This is a genomic window from Pseudomonas khavaziana, assembly GCF_036704165.1.
Taxonomy (GTDB): domain Bacteria; phylum Pseudomonadota; class Gammaproteobacteria; order Pseudomonadales; family Pseudomonadaceae; genus Aquipseudomonas; species Aquipseudomonas khavaziana.
Genome location: NZ_CP129946.1, coordinates 2,428,372 through 2,451,455 on the forward strand (window position 1 = coordinate 2,428,372; position 23,084 = coordinate 2,451,455).

Annotated in this window: 22 protein-coding genes; 13 read left to right on the forward strand and 9 right to left on the reverse strand. The window is 59.6% G+C overall.

The features are described 5' to 3' along the window. Positions 1-54 precede the first annotated feature (54 nt). On the reverse strand, positions 55-1,722 hold the full coding sequence (locus QYQ93_RS10900) for a GMC family oxidoreductase (RefSeq protein ID WP_043050207.1): 1,668 nt from the start codon (positions 1,720-1,722) through the stop codon (positions 55-57). A gap of 129 nt (positions 1,723-1,851) precedes the next feature. Here QYQ93_RS10900 and QYQ93_RS10905 point away from each other — a divergent pair, with 129 nt between their 5' ends. Further along, on the forward strand, positions 1,852-2,745 hold the full coding sequence (locus QYQ93_RS10905) for a LysR family transcriptional regulator (protein WP_043050208.1): 894 nt from the start codon (positions 1,852-1,854) through the stop codon (positions 2,743-2,745). A 133-nt stretch (positions 2,746-2,878) separates the two neighbouring features. On the opposite strand, the gene QYQ93_RS10910 is transcribed toward QYQ93_RS10905, so the two are convergent. From QYQ93_RS10910 to QYQ93_RS10925, 4 genes are all read right to left on the reverse strand, one after another. Then, entirely contained in the window at positions 2,879-4,735 is a 1,857-nt protein-coding gene (locus QYQ93_RS10910; RefSeq protein ID WP_338476894.1) for a DUF3857 domain-containing transglutaminase family protein, read from the reverse strand. A gap of 147 nt (positions 4,736-4,882) precedes the next feature. Further along, complete coding sequence (locus QYQ93_RS10915) at positions 4,883-5,983, reverse strand: DNA alkylation repair protein (protein ID WP_338476895.1); 1,101 nt, start codon at positions 5,981-5,983, stop codon at positions 4,883-4,885. Positions 5,984-6,004: 21 nt separating this feature from the next. Continuing rightward, positions 6,005-7,351 carry a glutamine synthetase family protein gene (locus QYQ93_RS10920; RefSeq protein ID WP_338476896.1) on the reverse strand — a complete coding sequence of 449 codons (1,347 nt, stop codon included), beginning with the start codon at positions 7,349-7,351 and terminating at the stop codon, positions 6,005-6,007. 11 nt (positions 7,352-7,362) lie between these two features. Further along, on the reverse strand, positions 7,363-7,920 hold the full coding sequence (locus tag QYQ93_RS10925; protein WP_338476897.1) for an XRE family transcriptional regulator: 558 nt from the start codon (positions 7,918-7,920) through the stop codon (positions 7,363-7,365). Here QYQ93_RS10925 and QYQ93_RS10930 point away from each other — a divergent pair. From QYQ93_RS10930 to QYQ93_RS10940, 3 genes are all read left to right on the forward strand, one after another. Further along, positions 7,919-8,329 carry a DUF4440 domain-containing protein gene (locus tag QYQ93_RS10930; RefSeq protein ID WP_235387848.1) on the forward strand — a complete coding sequence of 137 codons (411 nt, stop codon included), beginning with the start codon at positions 7,919-7,921 and terminating at the stop codon, positions 8,327-8,329. The genes QYQ93_RS10925 and QYQ93_RS10930 overlap by 2 nt on opposite strands. A 208-nt stretch (positions 8,330-8,537) precedes the next feature. Beyond that, positions 8,538-9,029: an REP-associated tyrosine transposase gene (locus QYQ93_RS10935; RefSeq protein WP_422394045.1), complete on the forward strand. Its 492-nt coding sequence runs from the start codon at positions 8,538-8,540 to the stop codon at positions 9,027-9,029. Positions 9,030-9,280: 251 nt separating this feature from the next. Continuing rightward, positions 9,281-9,589: an RcnB family protein gene (locus QYQ93_RS10940; RefSeq protein WP_043050214.1), complete on the forward strand. Its 309-nt coding sequence runs from the start codon at positions 9,281-9,283 to the stop codon at positions 9,587-9,589. 35 nt (positions 9,590-9,624) lie between these two features. On the opposite strand, the gene QYQ93_RS10945 is transcribed toward QYQ93_RS10940, so the two are convergent. Further along, positions 9,625-9,897, reverse strand: a complete 273-nt coding sequence (locus tag QYQ93_RS10945; protein WP_043050215.1) for a DUF1652 domain-containing protein — start codon at positions 9,895-9,897, stop codon at positions 9,625-9,627. A gap of 102 nt (positions 9,898-9,999) precedes the next feature. Continuing rightward, a complete protein-coding gene (locus tag QYQ93_RS10950) occupies positions 10,000-11,496 on the reverse strand; it encodes a PAS domain S-box protein (protein WP_043050216.1) in 1,497 nt (498 codons plus the stop codon). 203 nt (positions 11,497-11,699) lie between these two features. On the opposite strand from QYQ93_RS10950, the gene QYQ93_RS10955 reads away from it, so the two are divergent. After that, on the forward strand, positions 11,700-12,668 hold the full coding sequence (locus QYQ93_RS10955) for a hypothetical protein (RefSeq protein WP_043050217.1): 969 nt from the start codon (positions 11,700-11,702) through the stop codon (positions 12,666-12,668). Between the two features lie 78 nt (positions 12,669-12,746). After that, positions 12,747-13,367, forward strand: a complete 621-nt coding sequence (locus tag QYQ93_RS10960) for a hypothetical protein (RefSeq protein WP_338476899.1) — start codon at positions 12,747-12,749, stop codon at positions 13,365-13,367. Between the two features lie 667 nt (positions 13,368-14,034). On the opposite strand, the gene QYQ93_RS10965 is transcribed toward QYQ93_RS10960, so the two are convergent. Beyond that, a complete protein-coding gene (locus tag QYQ93_RS10965) occupies positions 14,035-14,280 on the reverse strand; it encodes a DUF6124 family protein (RefSeq protein WP_057024179.1) in 246 nt (81 codons plus the stop codon). 397 nt (positions 14,281-14,677) lie between these two features. Between QYQ93_RS10965 and QYQ93_RS10970 the strand changes: the two genes are divergently transcribed. Both QYQ93_RS10970 and QYQ93_RS10975 read left to right on the forward strand, forming a co-directional pair. After that, positions 14,678-15,022 (forward strand): FKBP-type peptidyl-prolyl cis-trans isomerase, encoded by a 345-nt coding sequence (locus QYQ93_RS10970; RefSeq protein ID WP_046071995.1) that lies wholly within the window; start codon positions 14,678-14,680, stop codon positions 15,020-15,022. Positions 15,023-15,033: 11 nt separating this feature from the next. Continuing rightward, positions 15,034-15,633: a GNAT family N-acetyltransferase gene (locus tag QYQ93_RS10975; protein ID WP_338476900.1), complete on the forward strand. Its 600-nt coding sequence runs from the start codon at positions 15,034-15,036 to the stop codon at positions 15,631-15,633. A gap of 12 nt (positions 15,634-15,645) precedes the next feature. On the opposite strand, the gene QYQ93_RS10980 is transcribed toward QYQ93_RS10975, so the two are convergent. Then, the gene (locus tag QYQ93_RS10980; protein ID WP_043050223.1) at positions 15,646-16,383 is read right to left on the reverse strand and encodes an ArsR/SmtB family transcription factor; all 738 of its coding nucleotides are present in this window, start codon (positions 16,381-16,383) and stop codon (positions 15,646-15,648) included. 74 nt (positions 16,384-16,457) lie between these two features. Here QYQ93_RS10980 and QYQ93_RS10985 point away from each other — a divergent pair, with 74 nt between their 5' ends. The 5 genes from QYQ93_RS10985 (at position 16,458) to QYQ93_RS11005 (ending at position 23,042) form a co-directional block, all read left to right on the forward strand. Further along, positions 16,458-17,618 carry a cytochrome P450 gene (locus QYQ93_RS10985; protein WP_043050224.1) on the forward strand — a complete coding sequence of 387 codons (1,161 nt, stop codon included), beginning with the start codon at positions 16,458-16,460 and terminating at the stop codon, positions 17,616-17,618. Further along, on the forward strand, positions 17,615-17,959 hold the full coding sequence (locus tag QYQ93_RS10990) for an antibiotic biosynthesis monooxygenase family protein (RefSeq protein WP_043050225.1): 345 nt from the start codon (positions 17,615-17,617) through the stop codon (positions 17,957-17,959). Before QYQ93_RS10985 ends, QYQ93_RS10990 begins: the two co-directional genes overlap by 4 nt. Before the next feature lie 617 nt (positions 17,960-18,576). Next, a complete protein-coding gene (mgtA, locus tag QYQ93_RS10995; protein WP_338476901.1) occupies positions 18,577-21,282 on the forward strand; it encodes a magnesium-translocating P-type ATPase in 2,706 nt (901 codons plus the stop codon). A 129-nt stretch (positions 21,283-21,411) separates the two neighbouring features. After that, positions 21,412-22,128, forward strand: a complete 717-nt coding sequence (locus QYQ93_RS11000; protein ID WP_043050227.1) for an MgtC/SapB family protein — start codon at positions 21,412-21,414, stop codon at positions 22,126-22,128. Positions 22,129-22,415: 287 nt separating this feature from the next. Beyond that, complete coding sequence (locus tag QYQ93_RS11005) at positions 22,416-23,042, forward strand: response regulator transcription factor (protein ID WP_043050228.1); 627 nt, start codon at positions 22,416-22,418, stop codon at positions 23,040-23,042. Positions 23,043-23,084 lie beyond the last annotated feature (42 nt).

Here is a 23,084-nt window from a genome sequence, read left to right on the forward strand (position 1 = left end):
CGCGATTTTTCTATCTATTGTAGGAGCGAGCTTGCTCGCGAAAATCGTCAAGTGTTACGCGGGGTGCCCTGTAGTGCGCGGTGCAGATGGGTTTTTCGCGAGCAAGCTCGCTCCTACAGTAGTCGGTGAAAGGATCAGCTGCGCGGCCTTCTCCGCGATCATCAGCGTGGGTGAGCAGGTATTGCCGGAGGTGATGCGCGGCATGATCGAGGCATCGGCAACGCGCAGGCCGGGAATGCCATGCACGCGCAGTTGGCTATCGACCACGGCGTCCTGGTCATTGCCCATGCGGCAGGTGCCAACCGGATGGAAGATGGTAGTACCGATACGTGCGGCGGCTTCGTGCAGTTGTTCTTCGGTTTGCAGCGCATCGCCGGGCAGGTATTCCACCGGTTTGAACTGGCTGAGGGCCGGCGCGGCGACGATGCGTCGGGTCAAGCGGATAGCGTCGGCGGCTACGCGCAGGTCCTCGGGATGGCTGAGGTAATTGGGTTGTATCAGCGGCGCATCCGCCGGATTGGCCGAGCGAATATCCACGCGGCCGCGGCTTTGCGGGCGCAAGTCGCAGACCGATGCGGTAAACGCCGGGAAGCCGTGCAACGGCTCGCCAAAGCGCTCCAGGGACAGCGGCTGCACATGGTATTCAAGGTTGGCCGAGGCCTGCTCCGGGCCGGAGCGAGCAAATGCGCCCAGTTGGCTCGGCGCCATCGACAGCGGGCCGCTGCGGTCATACAGGTAGCGCAGGCCCATGCCCATTTTGCCCCACAGCGTGCCGGCAATCTGGTTGAGGGTGCGGGCGTTTTCCAGCTTGTAGATCAGCCGCAGTTGCAGGTGATCCTGCAGGTTGCCGCCAACCCCAGGCAGTTCATGCAACACCTCAATGCCCAGCGGTTTAAGCACCCTGGCGGGGCCGATCCCTGAACGTTGCAGAATGCCCGGCGAGCCGACGGCGCCGGCGCACAGTACGATTTCCTTGCGTGCTTTCCAGCTTAGCTGCTGGCCTTGTTGACGGCCCAGCACCTGCGACGCGCGGCCGTTTTCCAGCAGCACCCGGTCAACCTCCACGTCAGTCAGCACGGTCAGGTTGGGCCGCTGGCGGACCGGCTTGAGAAACGCCTTGGCCGCATTCCAGCGCACACCGGCTTTTTGATTGACCTGGAAGTAGCCGCAACCTTCGTTATCGCCCTGGTTGAAGTCATTGATATTGGCGATGCCGCTCTGGGCTGCCGCTTCACGAAACGCATCGAGGATCGGCCACGACAGGCGTTGTTGTTCGACCCGCCACTCGCCGCCATCGCTGTGGAACTCAGAACCGCCGGCAAAGTGGTTTTCGCTGTGCTTGAACAACGGCAGTACGTCTTTCCAGGCCCAACCCGGATTGCCTTCTGCCGCCCAGCCGTCATAGTCCTGGGCCTGGCCGCGCATGTAGATCATGCCGTTGATCGACGAGCAGCCGCCCAGCACCTTGCCCCTTGGGTAACTCAAGGCGCGCCCTTGCAGGCCGGCCTGGGCTTCGGTCTTGAAGCACCAGTCGGTACGCGGGTTACCAATGCAGAACAGGTAACCGACGGGAATGTGGATCCAGGGGTAATTGTCGCGGCCACCAGCTTCCAGCAGCAGGACGCGGTGGGCGGGGTTGGCGGACAGACGATTGGCCAGCAGGCAACCGGCGGGGCCGGCGCCGACCACGATGTAATCGTATTCAGCAGTTGCAATGGGCATCTGGGGTCTCGCTTGTTTTTCTTATTGCCCCCATCCTAGTTGTTAGTTTTCGTCTTAAAAATGTTAGTTTTTACCCAGCTGCTGTGCGTTTTTAAACAGTGTGGGCCGGGTTCTGGCAAGGGAGGCGACATGTTCGACTGGAATGACCTGCGGTTTTTTCTCGAGTTGCAGCGCAGTGGCCGCCTGCTTACCGCCGCGCAACGCTTGAAGACCACGCATGCCACCGTGGCCCGGCATATCGAGGCCATCGAGAAGAGCCTCGGCACTGCGCTGTTCGTGCAGCATGCCCAGGGCTATGAGCTGACGCCCTCGGGCGAAGCGCTGCTCAAGCATGCCGAAGCCATGGAAAACGTAGCGTTGCTGGCCGAGGACGAACTCACCCACTCCGCTGCGCCCCTGGGCAAGATCCGCCTGGGTGTGGCCGAAGGCTTGGGCGTGATGTTCCTGGCCGGTCGCATGGGGGGATTGTTCGAACGTTACCCGGGCTTGGAAGTGGAGCTGGTCGCGGTGCCGCGCTTTGTCAGCATCCTCAACCGCGAAGCCGAGATCAGCATCCATCTGGAACGCCCCAGCGTCGATCAACTGGTGACGCGCAAACTCACTGACTACCGCCTCGCGCTATATGCCAGCCGCGCTTACCTTGCGCGCAACCCGCCGATCGAAAAGCGCGAAGACCTCGCCGCCCATGCCTGGATCGATTACGTGGACGACCTGTTGTTCAGCCAGGAGCTGAAATTCCTCAGCAGCTTCTGCCGTAACCCCAAAGTGGTGTTCCACAGCACCAGCGTGATTGCCCAGCACCAGGCGGCGCGTTCGGGGTTGGGCATCGCCGTGCTGCCGTGCTTCATGGCGGCTGGCGACGCGGACCTGGTGCCATTGCTGCCGGGGGAGAGCATCCAGCGCAGCTACTGGATCAGCTCGCGCCGGGAACTGCACAAGTCGGTGCGGTTGCGGGTGTTGTGGGATTATGTGGTGGAGTTGTGTGCCCGGGAGCAGGGTTTGCTGCTCGGCGAATCCGACTGACGGAACGGGGAGCAAAATGTGGGAGGGGGCTTGCCCCCGATGGCGGTGTATCAGTCAATGCAGCTGTGACTGAACCACTGCTATCGGGGGCAAGCCCCCTCCCACATTTGGGTTGCGTAATTCCAGAGAGATCTTAGAGCTTCACGACTTGATGCACCTGCTCGGCACAGGCCCGAGCCTCTTCAATCATCTTGCCGAACGCATCACTGGCCACTTCAGCATGGGTCAGCCAGCGCTTTTTCTGGCTCAGGCGATAGTGATAGCGCAGCGAACCTTCCTCCAGCTTCCCATCCAGGTCGAGGTCGTACCATGGCGAGCGGACTTTGCAGCCGGGGACGGCTTTTTCCATCTTCCCGCCTGCCAGGGTATAGGTGTAGTCATAAGTTTCAGGATTGCCCAGGTAGAGGTCGGCCTGTTGTCCGTGACGGCGATAGTTGATATAGCCCTCCCAGCGGTCTTTCAATGACGGGTCGGTATAGACGTAGTCATTGCCCAGTTGATCCAGGGCGCGCTGGTCGTTCATGCGGGCCGTGACACGGTAGCCGTCCTGCACCACAAACCCGGTGGGTTCGCGGGTGATCTGGCAGTCGCTGATGTCGTTGCCGAAGTTGGCGCAGATGTTCTGGTCGGTGGCGGTGGTGCCTTGCTGGCGGTCGGCGACGCTCAATTGCATCAGCGACAGGCGGCTGAAGGTGACGGTGGCCTTGACGGCGCCATCGCCCTCCTTACCGAACTGCACATGTTTGTCCAGGCGCACCGCGACCTCGGGGCGCTCCAGTGGGATGTGTTCTTCGCGCACCTGGCCCTGGGCATCGTTGACCAGTACCCAGCGGTCCTGGATGTCGGGCATGGTCTGGCCGGGGGCGAAGACCGGGTTGGTCGGGTCGAGCCACCACACTTGCCCATCCACTTCGGCACGCACGATGGCGTGGTTTGGTGCCTGGGGGCCTGGGATCAGCAAGGCGGCTGCCACATCGCCACGGCTCACCCACGCGGTTTCGGCCTTGATACCACTGGCCTTGAGCATGGCGGTCAGCAGGGTTGCCAGGTCTTTGCAGTCGCCGTAACCGTGCTGCTCGATTTCCGCCAGGCTAAATGGCACGTAGCCACGTTCGGTGGCGCGCCAGTCACCCAGGTAGCGGTAGTGATCATTGATGTGCTGCATCAGCGCAGCCACTTGTTCGGCCGGCGCCAGGCTGCGTGCGGCGGACACGGCGGCGGCTTGCGCCGGCAGGCTGGCCCCGAGGATCTGGTTGTAGCGCTGTGCAAAACCACCGAAGTAGGCTTGGCGTTCCACGGCGCTGCCCACTTCCAGGCGTGGGATTCGCAGCAGTGCGGCGGCGGAAGATTCATTGATGTAGTTGACGTAGATCGGCGCTTTAAGCACCACATCCAGGGTCTTGCCGTTGCTCGAAGGAGTGACCTTGAAACCGTCGAACATTTCACTGCGCCACTGGATCGGCCGTTCGGCGGTGAAGCGCGCCTTGAAGCGATCGCGGCGAGCCGCGCCGGGGCCGAACTTGAGCACATAGTGGAACTGGGTCACCAGCGGCTTGGCCGGGTAGTGCTGGCGTATGGTGTAGCGGATCTGTGTGCCCACCCGCAGGTTGGGGAAGGCCAGGGAGGTTTGCTTGTCGCGGCTGAAGCCCTGGTCCGGGTTGGGGGCGGTGCGGGTGTCGATTTGCGTGTCGGCCAGGGCCACCGGCTTGGCGCCGGGCTGGGTGGACTGCGCGCTGATCACTTTAAAGGTGTCACCTTCGGAGTAATCGAAGTCGATACGCGAAAGCATTTCGCGGCCGCTGGGCTTGAGGATGGTGTAATGCTCGGTGGTGGTGCAGTCGGTGCTGGCGTCGCGGTTGAAGTGGCAGTGCAGCTCGGTGTCGCTGGCCAGCGGAGCTTCGGCCATGGGCTGCAGTGCAGCACAGACAGAATGGCTGACCAGCCCCAGGCTGATCGCAATCAAAGGGCGGTGAAACGAAAAACGGTACATGGGCGCCTCGGGTGACACATTGAAACAACTACCCTGCGGGTAGCGAGAAGGCGCCAGATGATAATGGGTCTCAACGACGAAAGCCAGGATTGTTCGACAATTTATCCGGCTGAAAGGCCCGTTCTAGAGCCTTTTGTTTGATTCAGGTCAGGGTTTTAACAGTTCAAATTCCGTGCTGGCGAGGCGCTCGCCGTTGATCAGCACATGCACCCGGTGCGTGCCGGGATAGTGCTTGCGCGTGGTCAATTCGCGGATGTGCTGCTCGCGGTTGATACGCTGCCGTGCGCCTGCGCCCAGGGTAAAGGCTTTGAGCTTGAATACTTTGGACGCGCTATGGCCGGCGCTCTTTATGTAATCGATGGCGTAGTCCACCATCAGTTTTTGCGCTTGGGGAGCGGTGGATGTCAGGTTGAACGACAGGTTGATGCGCTCGCCCAGGCGAATCGCCGCCGGGGTGACGCTCAACTGGTCAATGGTCACCTCGGCCTTGGCCCCGGCACCCATGATCGTCAGTGCGCGGGTGTTGCCTTGTTTGATCAGACTGCGCAACGCATGGCGGGCGATCCAGGCGGTGTGCAGGTTATCCTGGTTCCAGCCTTCGATCAGGCTGAGCACCCACTCCGGGTGGTCCTTGGTGATGTCATTGAGGTGGTTGGCCACCGACTTGCGTACATAGAGGCTGCTGTCGGCCTTGAGGTTATCCAGGATTGACGCGCACAGTTCGGGGCTGGCTTGCACGTTGGCCAGGCGAAATGACCAGGGCAGGCGAGGGCGTGAGCCTTCGCTGGCCAGGCGGCGTACGTGTTCGTTGGCATCCAGCGACCATTGCTGCATCACCGTCAGAGTGCGCTCGAAGTCGTGCAGCAAGAAATGACGAATGGCGAACTCGGCCGAGCCAAAGGTGGTGAAAAATTTCAACGCGGCCATGGAGCGCTTGAAATCGCCCAGGCCATAGCTCGCCACGTAATGCGGCAAAAACAGACTGACAAAGCCGCTGTTGATGCGCGGCGCCAAGGCGTAAAGGTGCTTGAGGGTTTGCGCGTAATCCAGCGGGATCACCGCGTGCAGGCTCTCGCTGACCCGCGCCATGCGTTGCATCACCGACAGCTCGGCCAGCCCGGATGTGGCGTGCGTGAGAAAGCCCCTGGCATCGAATGCCGGGTACACCGCGCTCATCTCGGTGGCGATGTGTTGCAGGCGTTCGATGTTGAAGAGTTCCTTGAGGGCCGGGGCGCTTTGGTCGGTCATCGGTGTTTCCATGGGGTTGAGTCAAAGAAACCAGCGGTATTCCCGCGCATGGATTTCCTGCTGAAAGGCCAGGTGATCCTGGCGTTTGTTTTCGCAATACACATCGACAAATTCCGCACCCAGCTTATCGCGCAACAGCGGTTGCTGCTGCATGGCGCGTACGGCGTCGAGCATTTCCACCGGGAAGTCGGCGCCGCTGCTGCGGTCCTCGTTCAGCGGTGCGATGGGTTCACGCTTGGCTTCGAGCCCGTGCTCGAGCCCCGCCAGGATCGCCGCCAGTACCAGGTACGGGTTGGCATCGGCGCTGGCCAGGCGGTGTTCGATGCGCAGGTTGCGCGGGTCAGACTCGGGGATGCGCACGCAGGCGTCACGGTCTTCAAAGCCCCAGCTGGCACGTGTCGCGGCGTTGACGGTGCCACCCAGGCGGCGGAAGGCGTTGTGGTTGGGCGAGAAGATTGGCATGCAGTGGGGCAGTAACTCCAGGCAACCGGCCACCGCATGGCGCAACGCCTGCTGCTGATGGGCCGCAAGCAGGTTATTACCCGCCGCGTCGTAGAGGCTGACATGCACATGCATGCCGCTGCCGGGAAATTGCAGGTAGGGCTTGGCCATGAAGCTGGCGCGGTAACCGTGCTTGAGGGCCACGCCACGGGTGCTGCGGCAGAACAGGGCGGCCCAGTCGGCGGCGCGCAGGCCGTCATCGCAGTGGCCGAAATTGATTTCGAACTGGCCGGGACCGATTTCCGCGGTGATTACCGTGATGTCGATGCCCTGGTCCTTGGCGGTTTGCGCCATGTCGTCCAGCACTTCGCTGAAACGCGAGAGCCGTTCGATATGCAGGTTGGGCTGGTCATCGGCATCATCGCTCAGCGGGTCACGGGCAAATTGCGGCAGGCCGTTGTCGAGCTTTTTATCGAACAGGTAGAACTCCAGTTCAAACGCCACCACCGGGTGAATGCCCTTGTGCTGCAAGCGTTCCAATACCTTGGCCAGAACTTCGCGGGGTTCGAATTCAATCGGTGCCTCGGTGCCGTCCGAGGTGATGAGCATTTGCCCCAGCGGCAGCGCTTCCCAGCTCACCGGCTTGAGCGTGCCGGGCACCAGTCGCCGATTGGCGTCTGGGTCGCCGTCGTTGAAGCAGTAGTCGCCGATCTTGAACAACCCACCCTGGGCCCCCAGCAACACGGCGTTCTGCGGCAACTTCAATGGGCTGCCGGCGGCGACTTTCTCAAGCATCTCCACCGGGTAGCGCTTGCCATAGAAATGCCCGGGGATGTCCAGGGCGATGAGGTCGACATAGCGCACGTCGGGGTGGTTCTGGCGAAAGGTCCGTACTTCGGCCAGCAACGTGGAGGAATGGCTTTTCACGGGTGCAGCTCCTAGTTGTAGACCCACAGGACGCGGGCGGGCAGGTCGGTCAGGTTGGCGTAGCGGCAGTGGGCGAAACTGGCCAGGTGGAAGCTGTCGCCGGGGCCGAGGGTGACCGGGTCGGCCGCATCGTCCACCCACAGGGTCAGTTCGCCCTCCAGCACAAAGCCGGCCTGTTCGGCGCGGTCGCTCATGCTTTGTTCGCCGCTGTTGGCGCCGGGAGCCAGCAGGCTATCGAGCATCGAGAACGCGCCGTTCATGCTCGGCGACACCAGGATGTCGGTGATGCCATTGGCGTAATACACCGTGCGCCGCTCGTTAGGGCGGGTGACCCAGTCCACGGCCTTGGGTTTGGGCAGGCTGTAGAAATAGGTGGTGGGTACGTCAAGGGCGTGGCTGATGGCGGTCAGGTCGGCCACGGTCGGGCGCGACAGGCCGCGTTCGACCTGGGACAGGAAACCCACCGACCGCTCGATTTTTTGCGCGAGTTGGGCCAGGGTGAGCTTCTTGTGCTTGCGCAGATCGTGGATCAGCGCTGCGAGGGCGGCGAGTTCTTCTTGTGGCGTCATGAAATTTGTATCGGATAATTTCATGAAAAATTACAGGATTAATTTCACAGGAGCAATGGGCATGGAATTGGATGTGCATTTATTCACGCTGGAACAGGCGCTGCAGAGTTGTGCGACGCGCTCAGATGCGGGTCGGCTGGGGCAACTATTGTCAGATGATTTTGTTGAGTTTGGTGCCAGTGGCACTGTCTGGGGTAGTAAAACCGAGGTTATTGCCGGACTGCAGGATGAGGTCTTTTGCGAACGGCGCATGAGTGAATTTGCGGTGAAATTGCTCAGCGCTAAGGTGGTGCTGGTGACCTATCGCGGTCATCGCCAAGGCGTGGGAGATACATTGCGCAGTTCGGTGTGGCGCGAAGAGCAAGGACAGTGGCGAATGGTGTTTCACCAAGGCACACCGGTTCACTGAGTCACGCCTTGTGGCGAGGGAGCTTGCTCCCGCTGGGCAGCGAAGCTGCCCCAATCCATTCACTGAGTAGGTCCAGGCAGTACGCGGCGGGACTTCTTGGGGCTGCTGCGCAGCCCAGCGGGAGCAAGCTCCCTCGCCACAGGGGGAGCTGGGACACATGAGGAAATTGAATGAAGCGGGGGAGCACTGCTGGCCTTTGCTAAGTTGAATGGGTCATGTGTCCATTCAAGGGAGCAAAGGATTGCTTCAAAAGCCTAATTCTCATTTGTTACGGCGTGGTCGTTATTCAGAGTCTGGGCGAGCTTACTTGGTAACTGTCGTGGTTTATCAGCGGCGCCCAGTATTCAATGACTTGCATCTGGGGCGGTTATTGGTTGCAGAGCTCAAGCAAACCCACGATTCAGGTCTGGTGGACTCATTGGCCTGGGCCATCATGCCGGACCATCTCCACTGGTTGTTTGAGCTGCGAGAGGCGACGTTATCTCAGGTGATGAGGCGAGTGAAGTCGCGCAGCACGCTGACTATCAATCGCGCCCGTCGCACGCACGGCGCGTTCTGGCAGAGCGGATACCATGATCGCGCGGTGCGAGCCGAAGAAGACCTTATCAAGGTCGCGCGCTACATTATTGCCAACCCACTGCGAGCCGGACTGGTCGATCATGTCGGCGACTACTCGCTCTGGGATGCTGCTTGGCTGTAATTATGTACCCATTGTGGCGAGGGAGCTTGCTCCCGCTGGGCAGCGAAGCTGCCCCACCATTCACTGATCACGTCCAGGCAGTACGCGGCGGGACTTCTTGGGGCTGCTGCGCAGCCCAGCGGGAGCAAGCTCCCTCGCCGCAGGGGAATCATTCGTCGGCGGAGGCGGACCGCTGCAGGGTCAGCAGGCTGAATGATTCCGCGCCGCCGCGGTCGGAATCTGGGTACGTATCCCAAATTGAAGGAGCACCCATGAAATCCAGAACCCTAACTGCCTGTGTTCTCGTCGCTGCGAGCCTGTCCACCGCCAGCTTTGTCGTGCAGGCCGGTGATACCCCTCAGGAAACCGTGCAACCTTCAAATATCAATGCCCGGGACCTGAAAGAAGGTGACCGCGCCCCGGATATGCTGATGCGCAAGGAGTCGGCGGTCAGTGACTGGAAAAAACGCGGCCTCAAACAGCCAGAGGAAGACAGCCAATGGGCGCGGGTGGGCGACAAGTTCGTGCTGCTCAAGACCACTAACGGCACGATCCTTGAGATCACCCCGGTGAAGAAATAATCCACCACCACCTGCTGCTTTGCAGGTGTTCTATTTCATTGCCGCGTCGATGAAGGCAAATCATCGAGGGTGAGCTTGCCGACGTTGTTGCTCTGCAGCTCGTAACGCAGCTCATCCACCATCTTTTCCACTTCTTGTGGGGTCTGCAGGCGGTTAGTGCTGATGCCGGTGACCACCAGGTCGACCCGGCCGGTCTCGGCGTCGTAGACCTTGAGGGTCAATGACGCATCCCGGCACAAGGTGAATTCGCACGTCAGCGGTGACAGGCCTTCTTCGATGCAGTTGCGCAGTTGGGAGAGGGTAAACATGCGGGTTCCTTCAAGGCAAAAGTACGATCCCTTGAAGGTTATTGATTGCACCCCCGCCCAATAAGGCGAATTCGCACTAGCTGGACTAGTGCATTTGTATGTTCAGCGCTTGTTTTTAACCCGCAATTCTCCGGCAAACAGCCCGCGTTCGCGGGCCCATACGATGGCCGCACTGCGGCTGTGCACCCCCAGCTTTGAATACACCGTGGCTACATGGTTACGCACGGTGTTGGGTGCCAGTTTCAGGCGCGAGGCGATTTCCTTGTCGGCCAGACCCTCGCAGATCAGGCCCAGCACATCACGCTCCCGGGCGGTCAGGTCGGTGAAGGCTACATTGGGCAGGTTAGGGCTATTGACGCTTTTTGCGTTGGCCAGTTTTTCGATCAGGGTCTGGCTGAACCACGACGCGTCCTGCATCACCTCCTCAATGGCCGCTACCAGCTCAAGCTCAGAGCGTTTGCGTTCGGTGATGTTCATCAGCACCATCAGGTAGCAGGGCACGTCCTGAATGATCACGGTATCGGCGGACACCACGCAATCGATCACCTCGTTGCCTTTCTTGCGCACCTTGAGGTCCTGGCCGTCGAGGTTGCCGGCTTTCTCCAGAGTGGCAAACAGTTGCGCACCGGCCTGGGGGCTGTCGATAAAGTTGATTTCTTCGATGGATTTACCGATCAGTTCCTCACTGATATAACCGGTGATCGTCATGAAGGCTTCGTTGATATCCACTACTTGGCGGTTGACGGCGCTGCACACCAGGGTCGGCACTGGCGTCAGGCGGAAGGATTTGGCGAAGCGCTCTTCACTCTGGCGCAGGGCAATTTCCGCTTTGCGCCTAGGCTCCAGGTCGGTAAAGGAAAACAGCATGCAGTCTTCCTCGTTCATGTCCAACGGCTGGCCGGCCACGATCACCAGTTTACTGCCGCCTTCGGGCAGTCGCAGCTCGGCCTGCATCTGCGGGATGGTCGCGCCTTCGCCCAGGCGCTCGATGGCCAGGTCCTTGCGCTCGGCCTGTTCCAGCACATCCAGTTCATACACGGATTTGCCGATGACCTGGTCGCGGTTGTAGCCGGTCATCTCCAGGAAGCCCTGGTTGACCTTGATATAGCGCAAGTCGCTGAGGCGACAGATCACTGCGGGCGCCGGGTTGGCGTTGAAGGTTTTCTCGAAGCGTTGCTCGGCACTGGCCCATTCGGTGGCGTCGCTGAGGATCAACACCAGCAGCTCCGGCTCGCCCTTGGCGTCAGTCAACACCAGGCTGCGCAAACGGTGTACCCAGTAACGACTTTCATCGGCGGCGGGGGTGACCTCCACCACCACATCGCTGAACTCTTCACCGGCCGCTACGCGGCTCAAGGGGTAGCTGTCCAGCTGCAACGGATGATTATTGCGATAGCGCAAGGCGAAACGCTTGGCGTACGCCTCGGTGTTGGCGCCGAGCTCCTCGACTTCGCTGACGCCATGCATGGCCAGCGCGGCTTCATTGGCCCAGAGGATGGTCTGGTCAACCTCGGCCAGAATCACGCCGTCGGACAGCCCGGAGATGATCTGCTGCAATTGACGGCGATTGGTTTCTTTGGCGAGAACATCCTGGGTCATAACTTCTCCGTGAGGGCGTGTCTAGGGCGCATGGGACTACGACATCCCGGCTTCAGGATAGTGCAGAGCGATTAACCCAGGGGCAGTGCGAATGCACCAGCTGGCCTGGTGCATATGGGCCACGACTGAACGTATGTCGTTTCGCCACACTCCCACTCAACAAGGCGCCTTGCCTTGCTCCTGAAATTGAAAAGGACCTTTGTATGACCACTGTCTATGAAACCAATCGATCGCTATTCCGTGTGTCGTGGAGTTCGGTACTGGCCGGTAGTGCAATCGCACTGGTGACCTACTTGGTATTGAGTGTGTTGGGTACGGCTATTGGCGCCAGCGCTGTGGACCCTATGGAAGCGGGTAACCCCTTGAACGGTTTCGGCACCGGAGCGGGCATCTGGCTGTTTGTCTCGACGTTGGTGGCTGTTGCACTGGGTGCCTTCGTGGCCGGGCGCACCGCACCCGACCGTGGTGGCCTGCACGGCGTATTGACCTGGACCTTGACCACCTTGCTCACCACCTGGCTGCTGGCCGGTTTGGCTGCCAGCGTTGTCGGCACTGCCGGCAATGTAGTGGGCAAAGGCCTGTCAGCTGCCGGCAGTGGCATCGCCGCCGCTGCGCCGGGGATCGGCAACAGCCTCAAGCAGCAGTTGAACGAACAAGGCATCCAACTCGATTGGAACAGCCTGCAAGGCCAGTTGGACACCTTGCTCAAGCAGAGTGGCAAGGCTGAGCTTGACCCGGCCAATATCGAGCAGAAAGCCGACCAGGCTGGCGCTGATGGCAAGCAATCGGCCACCGATGCAGCGACCAACCCAGCCCAGGCCGGCGATGAGTTGAAGCAGTGGTTCGAACGTGTCAAAGCCTCCGGCGAGCCGGCACTGAATGCGGCGGATAAAGAAGCACTGGTCAACATCGTTGCCGCCCGTACCGGCAAGAGCAAAGAAGAAGCCACGCAGATCGTCGATAACTATGCCCAGGCTTATCAGCAAGCCATGCAGAAGGTCGAGGAACTCAAGCAGCAGGCTGAGCAGAAAGCCCGTGAAGCCGGTGAAGTAGCGGCCAAGCAACTGTCCCGCGCTGCCTGGAGCACCTTGGCCATGCTGCTGTTGGGCGCGGCCTTGAGCTTCTTTATCGGTCGTATCGCGCTGACGACCCGTCGCGTGCCATTGGCTTAAAACTGTCTGCGGCAAGGACGCCGCCTGTGTGAACGGGTAAAATGCTGGCATTTTACCCGTATCCCGCAAAGGTGCCCCTTGAGCGCAGGCAAAGCCGTAGGACTGTTATTACTCACCTCTCTGTTGGCGGCGTGCGGCACCTCGCCGCCACGCACGCCCAACGATATCTGCGGCATCTTTCGCGAAAAAGATGACTGGTACGACGCCGCCAAGGTCACGCAAAAGCGCTGGGGCGTGCCGATCCAGGTGCCGTTTGCGATCATGTATCAGGAGTCGGGCTTTCGCTACGACGCCAAGACCCCGCGTAAATACCTGTTGTGGATCATCCCCTGGGGCCGAGTGTCCACCGCTGCGGGCTACGCCCAGGCCAAGGATGAAGTGTGGAACGACTACCGCAAAGCCACCGGCCGCAGTGGCGCTGATCGCGAAGACTTCGACGACGCCATCGACTTTATCGGCTGGTACATGGACAAGACCTACACCATCAACGGCGTCTACAAATACGACGCCTATGGCCAATACCTGAACTACCACGAAGGCTGGGGCGGCTACCGCCAGCGCACCTACGCCAGCAAAGCCTGGCTGCCGCCGGTAGCGAGCAAGGTACAGGCGCGCTCGCAGATGTATGCGCGGCAATATGCCGGGTGCAAGAATGAGTTGGGGCGTGGGTTCTGGAGCCGGTTCTGGCATTGGTTGTAAAAGCTGATAGAACGACCTCTTAATGCACACCGATCAAAATGTGGGAGGGGGCGTGCTCCCGATAGCAGAGTGTCAGCCATGATGGGGTGGCTGATGCGCCGCCATCGGGAGCAAGCCCCTCCCACAATAGATTGCGGTACGGCGCTGGATCTGTGGCGAGGCTGTTGGCAGCCTGACAGCCGACGGCTATCTGACTGATGCCCTGCGGTCCAAATGTGGGAGGGGGCTTGCTCCCGATAGCAGGTTGTCAGCCAATGAAGTGGTGACTGATGCGCCGCCATCGGGAGCAAGCCCCCTCCCACAATAGATTGCGGTACGGCGCTGGATCTGTGGCGAGGCTGTTGGCAGCCTGACAGCCGACGGCTATCTGACTGATGCCCTGCGATCCAAATGTGGGAGGGGGCTGCTCCCGATAGCAGAGTGTCAGCCATGATGGGGGGGCTGATGCGCCGCCATCGGGAGCAAGCCCCCTCCCACAGTAGATTGCGGTACGACGCTGGATCTGTGGCGAGGCTGTTTGCAGCCTGACAGCCGACGGCTATCTGGCTGATGCCCTGCGATCCAAATGTGGGAGGGGGCTTGCTCCCGATAGCAGAGTGTCAGCCAATGATGAGGTGGCTGATGCGCCGCTATCGGGAGCAAGCCCCCTCCCACATTTAGTTTTGCATTAACGCGGCAGTATGCATTCCAGCGAACGGTCCACCATCACGCTGGCCATTTCCACCAGGTGCATGACCGAAATCACCAGGGTGCGGGAAGTGCCATCCAACTGCTCACCCGCTGTCTGCGCGGCAACGGCTGCGCAACGCAATACGCTGCTGGCATGGGCCAGGGCGTCTTCGAAGCTGAGGTCGGGTGTGGTGGCGAAGAATTGCAGTTCTGGGGCGGGTGGTGCGGGGACGAGCTTTTCCATGGTTGACTCCTAATCTAAGTTAGAAGGCCACCACCATCGCTACCAAACGACTTTATAGGGTGGTGGCCGTACGCAGATTGGTAGACCGGTGATTAGGACCCGGTGCACCCGAAGGTGCCCTGCGCACGGCCGCCATAACGCAGGGCCGAAAAAAAGCGCCTTGCAGAAGGGGGCGCTTAGCGCCTAATCATTCGCGGTCTACCAAACCCCGAGTCACTGAATTGGCAGTGACCGACGAAGACTAGCCACGCAATGTGAGCGGCGCAAGCGGTTGGGATTCTCTCGGAAACGTCCTTCAAGTTAAAGGGAAATGTCATTGTTCCGACTGTTCCTACACTTGCCAAACCCAGCCGATTCTGGGAAAACCCCAGCCTTCCACCCCTTCAATGAGACCCCCATGAGCAACGACGAACTGCAGATCACCGACATCCGCCCGGGCACTGGAAAAACCGTGGTCAAGGGCGCGCTGATCACGACCCAATACACCGGCACCCTGGAAGATGGCACCGTGTTCGATTCGTCGTGGGAGCGGGGCAAGCCGTTCCAGTGCGTGATTGGCACCGGTCGCGTGATCAAGGGCTGGGACCAGGGTTTGATGGGGATGCAGGTCGGCGGGGTACGTACATTGTATGTGCCAGCGCACCTGGCCTATGGCGAGCGTTCCATGGGCGCGCATATCAACCCCAACAGTAATTTGCGTTTCGAGATTGAATTGCTGGAAGTGCTGACGCGGGATGATTGAAGAGACTGAACATGGACGTTGATCCACAGGTGTTGCCTGGCTGCTCCCTCAAAGACGTTAGGGTGGTTGAACTGCTTGGCTGCGATGAGGCTGAGCTGCAGCAGTTTTTTGAACAGGCGCCGGGTTACTTCATCGCGGTGAATGGCGAACCGGCTACCCCGAGTGAAGCACGGGAAGAATTATACGGCCAGTTACCCGCTGGCTGGCAGTGCAGCCGCATGTACTGGCTGGGCTACCGCGATACGCAGGACCAACTGGTCGCCGTGGTGAATATCGCCGCAGATTTGCTCGCCGCGGGGGTATGGCATATCGGCTTGCTGCTGGTGCATACGCGCTGGCACGGCAGCGGGCTGGCGCAGCGTTTGCACTCGGACCTTGAGGCATGGGCGGCGGCGAAGGGTGCCCAATGGCTGCGGTTGACGGTGGTGGTGGGCAATACCAGGGCCGAGCGTTTTTGGCCCAGGCTTGGGTATGTACAGGTACGAACTCGCGAGGGCATCACCATGGGGCGCCAGGTGAATAGGGTGTCGATCCAGGTCAAGCCTCTCGGCAACGGGACCATTGACGGCTACCTGGCGTTGGTTGAGCGGGACCGGCCCATCAGCCTGTAGCACCTACCGCTCTCATGGGCGCGCGGCGCCTGATTTCTCCAGCTCCTTGCTTTCAACCATGATCCCAAATCTGCGGTACAGCTCCTTTCGCCCTTTGGGCGTCAATGCCAACGCACGACTATCAAGGTCCTGGATCACCCATTTGTGGCTTATAACGGCCTGTAGAACAGCGGCCCCCAGTGCGCCGGCGAGGTGAGGGCGGCGCATGCTCCAATCCAGGCATGAGCAAGCGAAACGACGTCGCTGTGCCCTTACGGTTTCTATCTCGACACCGAGCCCCGTCATCGCTTTTTCGCCCTCCACGCTGAGCTGATACGTACCGTCACCAGCGACCGGCATGCTCAACCAGCCGGCGTCGATGAAATAGTCGTGCAGTTGTACAGCCAGGGATCCTGCCATGTGGTCATAACAGGTCCGCGCCAACTGCAATCGACTGGGGGCCGTCGAAACGAACTGGGTCTGCGCGTTTCGGCTGATCACCATGAGTGCTTCAATAGCTTGGGCCACGTGCGCGTCTGCCAGGCTGAAGTAGCGGTGCCTGCCCTGCGTGTGCAGTTTTATCAAACCGTCCTCTTTGAGCCTTGCCAAGTGCGCGCTCGCCGTGGATGCACTGACGTCGGCGATGACAGCCAATTCGGTACTGGTACGGGCGTGACCGTCCATCAGCGAACAAAGCATTTTCGTCCTCGCGGGCTCCGCAATGGCGCCTGCGACACGGGAAATAGCAGTGTCATTGCTTTGGGAATCCATATTTCGTTCCTGAGCGAATTGTGGGGGTGAGGATTGCTCGATAGTAGCCGTTCTTTGTGAAAAGGACTGCCAAAATGACGCCGTTTGAAGCCGCCACGCATGTCGATCCCTACGTTTATTACTCACGCCTCAGGCAGCAAAGGGAATTGTTATTCGATGCAGATCTTGGAGTATGGATTGCCAGTGGCGCCGGCGTTGTCGAGGCCATTCTGGAACATCCCGACTGCCTTGTTCGTCCACTGCACGAGCCGATTCCGGCTGCCCTTGCGCAAGGCGCCGCAGGCCATATTTTTGGTCGTTTGATGCGCATGAACGAGGGGGCGCAACACCAGTGCCCGCGCAGGGTTATCGAGCCTATCTTGGCCTCGATGGGCACGCAAAACATCGCAGGCCTCGTGGCGCAGGTTGTCGAGACATTTGAGATCTCGGGCGATAACCCGAATGAGTGGATGTTCACGTTACCGGTTTCGGTCATTGCGACCTTGATAGGTTTCACATCCAACCAGCTACAGGAAGTCGCGCAGATGACACGGGATTTTGTTGCCTGTCTGTCGCCGTTAAGTGACGAGGCTCAACTCAGTAAAGCCCATTGCGCGGCGGCACGGCTGAGCCAAATGTTCCAAACGCTGCTGAGTAACGATGATAAAGGTAGTGGTGTGTTGGGCCGTCTTTATAGCGATTACGACGCTTCAGCCTGGGAAGACGATGATGCATTGATAGCGAATCTGATCGGGCTATTGTCACAGACCTGCGAAGCCACCGCCGGGCTGATCGGCAACACCCTTATAGCGCTCCAACGTAAGCCTGAGCTGTTTGAAGGCATGCAAGTCACACCGACGCTTGCCGCTGAGTGGGTGGCAGAGGTAGCGCGCCACGATTCACCGGTACAAAACACTCGGCGGTTTGTTGCCAAGCGATGCGCGATAGGCGACAGCGTTTTAGAGGCGGGCGATACCATTCTGTTATTGCTCGCTGCTGCCAACCGAGACCCCTGCGCCAACCCAGAACCCGACAGCTTCTTGCTCAAGCGAGCGCAACGACGAACCTTCAGCTTCGGCTCAGGAAGACATAAATGTCCAGGCCAGCCATTAGCATTGGCAATTGCTTCAGAGGTGGTTTTCGCGTTTTTGCATCGACAGCCAACCTCACCAGCTCCTGCTTATCGCTGGCGTTATTTGCCTTCGCTTAATGGTCGTATCCCGCAGTTCTGCCGTGATGGGGAGATTCAGCAATGATCGCCGTTATTTTTGAAGCCTGGCCACACGAGGAGCAATACCAGCGCTATCTCGACCTTGCTGCCGAACTCAAACCCCTGCTTGCTCAACTCGATGGCTTCATTTCAGTTGAGCGTTTCCAGAGTCTGAGTGAACCAGGAAAAGTGCTATCTCTGTCATTTTGGCGTGACGAGGAGGCTATCCAGCGGTGGCGACGCCTTGAACTACATCGAGCCGCCCAACTAACAGGTCGTAAGCAGGTTTTTGCTGACTACCACCTGCGTATTGCCCATGTAGTGCGCGATTACAGTCTCGAGGATCGTGTTCAAGCGCCGACCGATAGCAGGCAGGCTCATGAGTGAAAGCAGCACACCGAATTCTTAGGTGCAGTTGCCTTAATGCAAGCCTGTTAAGTGGTCATCGTCTTCTGTAGGAGCGAGCTTGCTCGCGAAAAATGTTAATAATAACGCGTGCTTGCTGAATGAACGCGGCGCCTGTAAGTTTTTCGCGAGCAAGCTCGCTCCTACAAAAGATCCTTAACTGACTGGCATTACCTGAACCCATCCTGAAGAATTTTCTTATTCTCCATGCGGGCACTTTCCTACGGTTTACTCTGCCAACATCGCGGCGTAAGCTTCGCGCGTTTTCATCAATAGCGGAGACCCTCAGTGGGTACTTGTTCGAGTGACAGTTGTCGGCCGGTCTCGGTAACCGGCGCATACTTGGCAAGATAACGCGCATTTTCCAGATGCCGTTGTCTCGCCTCACAAAGCGAGAAGCGGCATCCCGGCAGTGGCCCGTCCTGGCGCCTGCCTGAATCCCTCTCATCGACGCTGACCAGCACCTGGGTACGCCTGGATGCTACGGACGCGCCTGCCTTTTACGGTGGGCGGGCCAGGTTCGGCTGTGCCTGTGTGACGGGCGCGGTGCGGATGGGCAGTACCTGCACGACGGGTTTTCCTCGCGCAGGAGTAACACCATGAACCTCACGCTGCTCAAAGAGTTCTTCGCCGGCTTCCTGCGGACCCGGCATATCGCCCGGCATTTTCGCCGGCTGGCGATGCTTGAAACCGTTACCGACGCCAGCGTCAGCCGCGAAGTCCCGCCGAACCTGGCGCACACCCTGGTGGCTGCGGCCAATGGCAGTGCCGTGCAGTTGCTGGGTGTGCTGGGCAGTCATTCGGCGGGGCTCACTATTCAGGAGGCCGACGCCCTGCGTGTGCAATACGGCCTCAACGAGGTCGAACACGAGCAGCCGCTGCCGTGGTGGGTGCACCTGTGGCACTGCTACAAGAACCCGTTCAACCTGCTGCTGACGTTGCTGGCAGTGATCTCCTGGCTGACCGAGGACATGAAGGCCGCCACGGTGATTTTTTCCATGGTGGTGCTGTCGACCCTGTTACGCTTTTGGCAGGAGGCCAAATCGAACAAGGCGGCCGACGCCTTGAAGGCCATGGTGAGCAACACGGCCACCGTATTGCACCGCGATGCTGCCAAGCGTGTTGAACTGCCGATCAAGCAACTGGTGCCGGGCGACCTGATTGTATTGTCGGCCGGTGACATGATTCCCGCAGACTGCCGCGTGCTCAGCGCCAAGGACCTGTTCGTCAGCCAGGCGGCGATGACCGGTGAGTCCATGCCGGTGGAGAAGTTCGTCTATCAGCAGGATGCCCATACCCGCAACCCGTTGGAGCTGGAGAACATTCTGTTCATGGGCACCAACGTAGTATCCGGCGCCGCCACCGCAGCGGTTCTGGCCACCGGCAACAGCACCTATTTCGGTGCGTTGGCCCAACGTGTCACCGCCACTGATCGCGCGACCACTTCGTTCCAGCACGGGGTCAACAAGGTCAGCTGGTTGCTGATCCGCTTTATGTTCGTGATGGCGCCGCTGGTGCTGTTCATCAATGGTTTCACCAAGGGCGACTGGACCGAGGCGCTGTTGTTTGCGCTGTCGATTGCCGTGGGCCTGACCCCCGAAATGCTGCCGATGATTGTCACCTCGACCTTGGCCAAGGGCGCGGTATTCCTGTCGCGCAAGAAGGTCATCGTCAAGCGCCTGGACGCGATCCAGAACTTCGGCGCCATGGACGTTTTGTGCACCGACAAGACCGGCACGCTGACCCAGGACAAGATATTCCTGGCACGCCATGTGGACGTGTGGGGTGAGGAGTCCGAAGACGTACTGGAAATGGCCTACCTCAACAGCTACTACCAGACCGGCCTGAAAAACCTGCTGGACGTGGCGGTGCTTGAGCACGTGGAAATCCATCGCGAGCTGAAAGTCGGCACCGCGTTCCATAAGGTCGATGAGATCCCCTTCGACTTCAACCGCCGCCGCATGTCAGTGGTGGTGGCCGAGCAGGACCGGCCCCACCTGTTGATCTGCAAAGGTGCGGTGGAGGAGATCTTGTCGGTGTGCACCAGCGTGCGCCACGGCGACGTCAATGAAGCCCTGAGCGAGGAACTGCTGGCGCGCATTCGCCAGGTGACCGCGGCCTTTAACGAGGAAGGGCTGCGTGTGGTGGCGGTGGCGGCGCAGCCGATGCCAGCCGGGCGTGACACCTACAGCCTGGCGGATGAAAACGACCTGGCCCTGATCGGCTATGTGGCGTTTCTCGACCCGCCCAAGGAAAGCACCGCACCCGCCCTCAAGGCCCTGAAAGCCCATGGCGTGGCGGTGAAAGTGCTGACCGGCGACAACGAGCTGGTCACGGCGAAGATCTGCCGCGAAGTGGGTCTTGCGCAACAAGGCTTGCTGATGGGCAACGATATCGAAGCCATGACCGATGCCGAACTGGCCCTGGCTGTGGAAACCACCAATGTGTTCGCCAAGCTCACCCCCAGCCACAAGGAACGCATCGTGCGCCTGCTCAAGGCCAACGGGCATGTGGTGGGCTTTATGGGCGACGGCATCAACGACGCACCGGCGTTGCGCACGGCCGATATCGGTATTTCGGTGGACAGCGCGGTGGACATCGCCAAGGAAGCGGCTGACATCATCCTGCTGGAAAAGAGCCTGATGATCCTGGAGGAGGGCGTGCTGGAAGGTCGGCGTACCTTCGCCAACATGCTCAAGTACATCAAGATGACCGCCAGTTCCAACTTCGGCAACGTGTTCTCGGTGCTGGTGGCCAGTGCCTTTATCCCGTTCCTGCCAATGCTGCCAATGCATTTACTGGTGCAGAACCTGCTGTATGACATCTCCCAGATTGCGATTCCGTTCGATAACGTCGATGACGAAATGCTCGCCACGCCGCAACGCTGGCAACCAGGGGAGGTGGGGCGCTTCATGCTGTTTTTCGGGCCGATCAGTTCGATCTTCGACATCACCACGTTCGCACTCATGTGGTATGTGTTCGATGCCAACACTCCAGACCACCAGACCCTCTTCCAGTCCGGCTGGTTCGTGGTGGGGCTGCTGACCCAGACCCTGATCGTGCACATGATCCGTACTCCGAAAATTCCCTTCCTGCAAAGCCGTGCGGCGCTGCCGTTGATGTTGATGACGGGGGTGATCATGGCCGTGGGGATTTTCCTGCCAATGGGGCCGCTGGCGCACTATTTCAAATTGCAGGCGCTGCCGTCGCTGTACTTCGTATTTCTGCCGGTGATCCTGCTGGCGTACATGGCACTGACCCAGGCGGTGAAGGGCTTTTATATCCGCCGGTTCGGCTGGCAATAACCCTGTAGGAGCGGGCTTGCCCGCGAGAATCGTTAACGATGACGCGGGCCTTCTGACGGACCGCGCCGCCCTCAGGTTTTTCGCGAGCAAGCTCGCTCCTACAGGTCATCAGGTCATGGAGATCTTTTTATGCAGGCAATCAACAACATCAACCTCAACTCCCTGGTCGACACCGTAGTCAGCCTCAGCGCGGCGTTTATCCTAGGTGGCCTGATCGGCTTCGAGCGCCAATACCGCCAGCGCACCGCCGGCTTGCGCACCAATGTACTGGTGGCGGTCGGCGCGGCAATTTTTGTCGACATGGCCAACCGCCTGGGCGGCGCGGAAGGCGCAGTACGCGTGGTCGCCTACGTAGTGTCGGGTATTGGCTTCCTCGGCGCCGGCGTGATCATGCGTGAAGAAGGCAATGTGCGCGGGCTCAATACGGCCGCTACCCTCTGGGCCTCGGCGGCGGTGGGTGCCTGTGCCGGTGCCGACCTGATCCTCGAGGCTTTGCTGGGCACGCTGTTTGTTCTGGCGGCCAATACCTTGCTGCGGCCGATCGTCAATAACATCAACCGCCAGCCGTTGGACGTGGTGTCGGCGGAGGTCACCAACATCCTCTATGTGATTGCCCGGCGCAGTCAGCAACAGGCGGTGATGGTGTTGCTGGAAGCCGAGTTGGCCCGCTGCAACTACCCGGCCAGCGATGTCGACGTGCGCCCGTTCGGCAGCGAAGAAGTGGAAATCGAGGCCACCCTGGCAGCGACGTCGGTCGATGGCGACGAGCTGGATGCACTGGTGGCGCGCATCTCGACCTCGACACTGGTGGTACAGGCGTTCTGGAGCCCGAGTACCACTGACTGAACGTTATGGATAGGCCACGACTGGCTAAACTTAATCGTGGAAAAATCCTACAAACAGTCCGGATTATCCCTTCAATCTAAATATTTATGCGTTGCTAAGGTTGGGCACTTACAGCTGATGGGCCCATGGCCCGGCTGCTGGAAGTGTGGTGTTGCAATTGAATGGGCCAGGCATCGCTTGGTTATCTTCCTGAGTTTGCGCAGTGCCGTTGGTCGGAACTGTCATTTCTCACAGGTACCAAGGTCCGATGTGATGTGTAAGGGTATTTTGTCCGTATAGGGAAGTTTATGAGCAAAGCATTAATTGTGGATGACCACCCGTTTATCCGTGCAACGGTCAAGCATCTACTGCAGTTGGAAGGGTTCGACGACATTTATCAGGCAGGTGACGGTGCAGATGCCATGCAATTGGCAAGGGAACAACGTCCGGACTTGATCATCCTCGACCTGGCGATGCCCAAGCTGGGTGGGTTGGAAGTGATCCACCGCATCAAGACCCAGGGCCTGCCGTGCCGCATCCTGGTACTCACCTCTTACCTTGCGGTGTTTTTCTCCACCCGCTGTATGCGCGCCGGAGCCATGGGGTTTGTGGCCAAGACAGGTGAGCTGGACGAGTTGCAAAAGGCCATCAAGGCAATTATGTCCGGCTACAGTTGCTTTCCCAGTCTGCCGACCAGCTCGGTACGCCGTGACGACCTGCAAGAAACGGAGCGACAGATGATCGAATGCCTGTCTGACCGTGAGTTGACCGTACTGCAAATGCTGGCCCTGGGGCTGGGTAACAAGGAAATTGCCGAGCAGATGCTGTTGAGCCATAAGACCATCAGCACCTACAAGACTCGACTCAAGGAGAAGTTGCGTATGTCCTCGGTAGTGCATTTATCCAAGTTTGCCCAGCGCAACCATCTGATCTGAAATGATCACCACCGCGTTTACGAGGTTCGCCACGATCCTTTG

What these genes read in the sequence shown, in the direction of transcription:
- QYQ93_RS11000 (WP_043050227.1), top strand. Translation starts at nt 21,412, where the DNA reads ATGCAGGCAATCAACAACATCAACCTCAACTCCCTGGTCGACACCGTA.
- QYQ93_RS10940 (WP_043050214.1), top strand. Translation starts at nt 9,281, where the DNA reads ATGAAATCCAGAACCCTAACTGCCTGTGTTCTCGTCGCTGCGAGCCTG.
- QYQ93_RS10945 (WP_043050215.1), bottom strand. Translation starts at nt 9,897, where the DNA reads ATGTTTACCCTCTCCCAACTGCGCAACTGCATCGAAGAAGGCCTGTCA.
- QYQ93_RS10955 (WP_043050217.1), top strand. Translation starts at nt 11,700, where the DNA reads ATGACCACTGTCTATGAAACCAATCGATCGCTATTCCGTGTGTCGTGG.
- QYQ93_RS10930 (WP_235387848.1), top strand. Translation starts at nt 7,919, where the DNA reads ATGAAATTTGTATCGGATAATTTCATGAAAAATTACAGGATTAATTTC.
- QYQ93_RS10935 (WP_422394045.1), top strand. Translation starts at nt 8,538, where the DNA reads ATGGGTCATGTGTCCATTCAAGGGAGCAAAGGATTGCTTCAAAAGCCT.
- QYQ93_RS10905 (WP_043050208.1), top strand. Translation starts at nt 1,852, where the DNA reads ATGTTCGACTGGAATGACCTGCGGTTTTTTCTCGAGTTGCAGCGCAGT.
- QYQ93_RS11005 (WP_043050228.1), top strand. Translation starts at nt 22,416, where the DNA reads ATGAGCAAAGCATTAATTGTGGATGACCACCCGTTTATCCGTGCAACG.
- QYQ93_RS10950 (WP_043050216.1), bottom strand. Translation starts at nt 11,496, where the DNA reads ATGACCCAGGATGTTCTCGCCAAAGAAACCAATCGCCGTCAATTGCAG.
- mgtA (WP_338476901.1), top strand. Translation starts at nt 18,577, where the DNA reads ATGAACCTCACGCTGCTCAAAGAGTTCTTCGCCGGCTTCCTGCGGACC.
- QYQ93_RS10965 (WP_057024179.1), bottom strand. Translation starts at nt 14,280, where the DNA reads ATGGAAAAGCTCGTCCCCGCACCACCCGCCCCAGAACTGCAATTCTTC.
- QYQ93_RS10925 (WP_338476897.1), bottom strand. Translation starts at nt 7,920, where the DNA reads ATGACGCCACAAGAAGAACTCGCCGCCCTCGCAGCGCTGATCCACGAT.
- QYQ93_RS10990 (WP_043050225.1), top strand. Translation starts at nt 17,615, where the DNA reads ATGATCGCCGTTATTTTTGAAGCCTGGCCACACGAGGAGCAATACCAG.
- QYQ93_RS10915 (WP_338476895.1), bottom strand. Translation starts at nt 5,983, where the DNA reads ATGACCGACCAAAGCGCCCCGGCCCTCAAGGAACTCTTCAACATCGAA.
- QYQ93_RS10975 (WP_338476900.1), top strand. Translation starts at nt 15,034, where the DNA reads ATGGACGTTGATCCACAGGTGTTGCCTGGCTGCTCCCTCAAAGACGTT.
- QYQ93_RS10910 (WP_338476894.1), bottom strand. Translation starts at nt 4,735, where the DNA reads ATGTACCGTTTTTCGTTTCACCGCCCTTTGATTGCGATCAGCCTGGGG.
- QYQ93_RS10980 (WP_043050223.1), bottom strand. Translation starts at nt 16,383, where the DNA reads ATGGATTCCCAAAGCAATGACACTGCTATTTCCCGTGTCGCAGGCGCC.
- QYQ93_RS10900 (WP_043050207.1), bottom strand. Translation starts at nt 1,722, where the DNA reads ATGCCCATTGCAACTGCTGAATACGATTACATCGTGGTCGGCGCCGGC.
- QYQ93_RS10985 (WP_043050224.1), top strand. Translation starts at nt 16,458, where the DNA reads ATGACGCCGTTTGAAGCCGCCACGCATGTCGATCCCTACGTTTATTAC.
- QYQ93_RS10970 (WP_046071995.1), top strand. Translation starts at nt 14,678, where the DNA reads ATGAGCAACGACGAACTGCAGATCACCGACATCCGCCCGGGCACTGGA.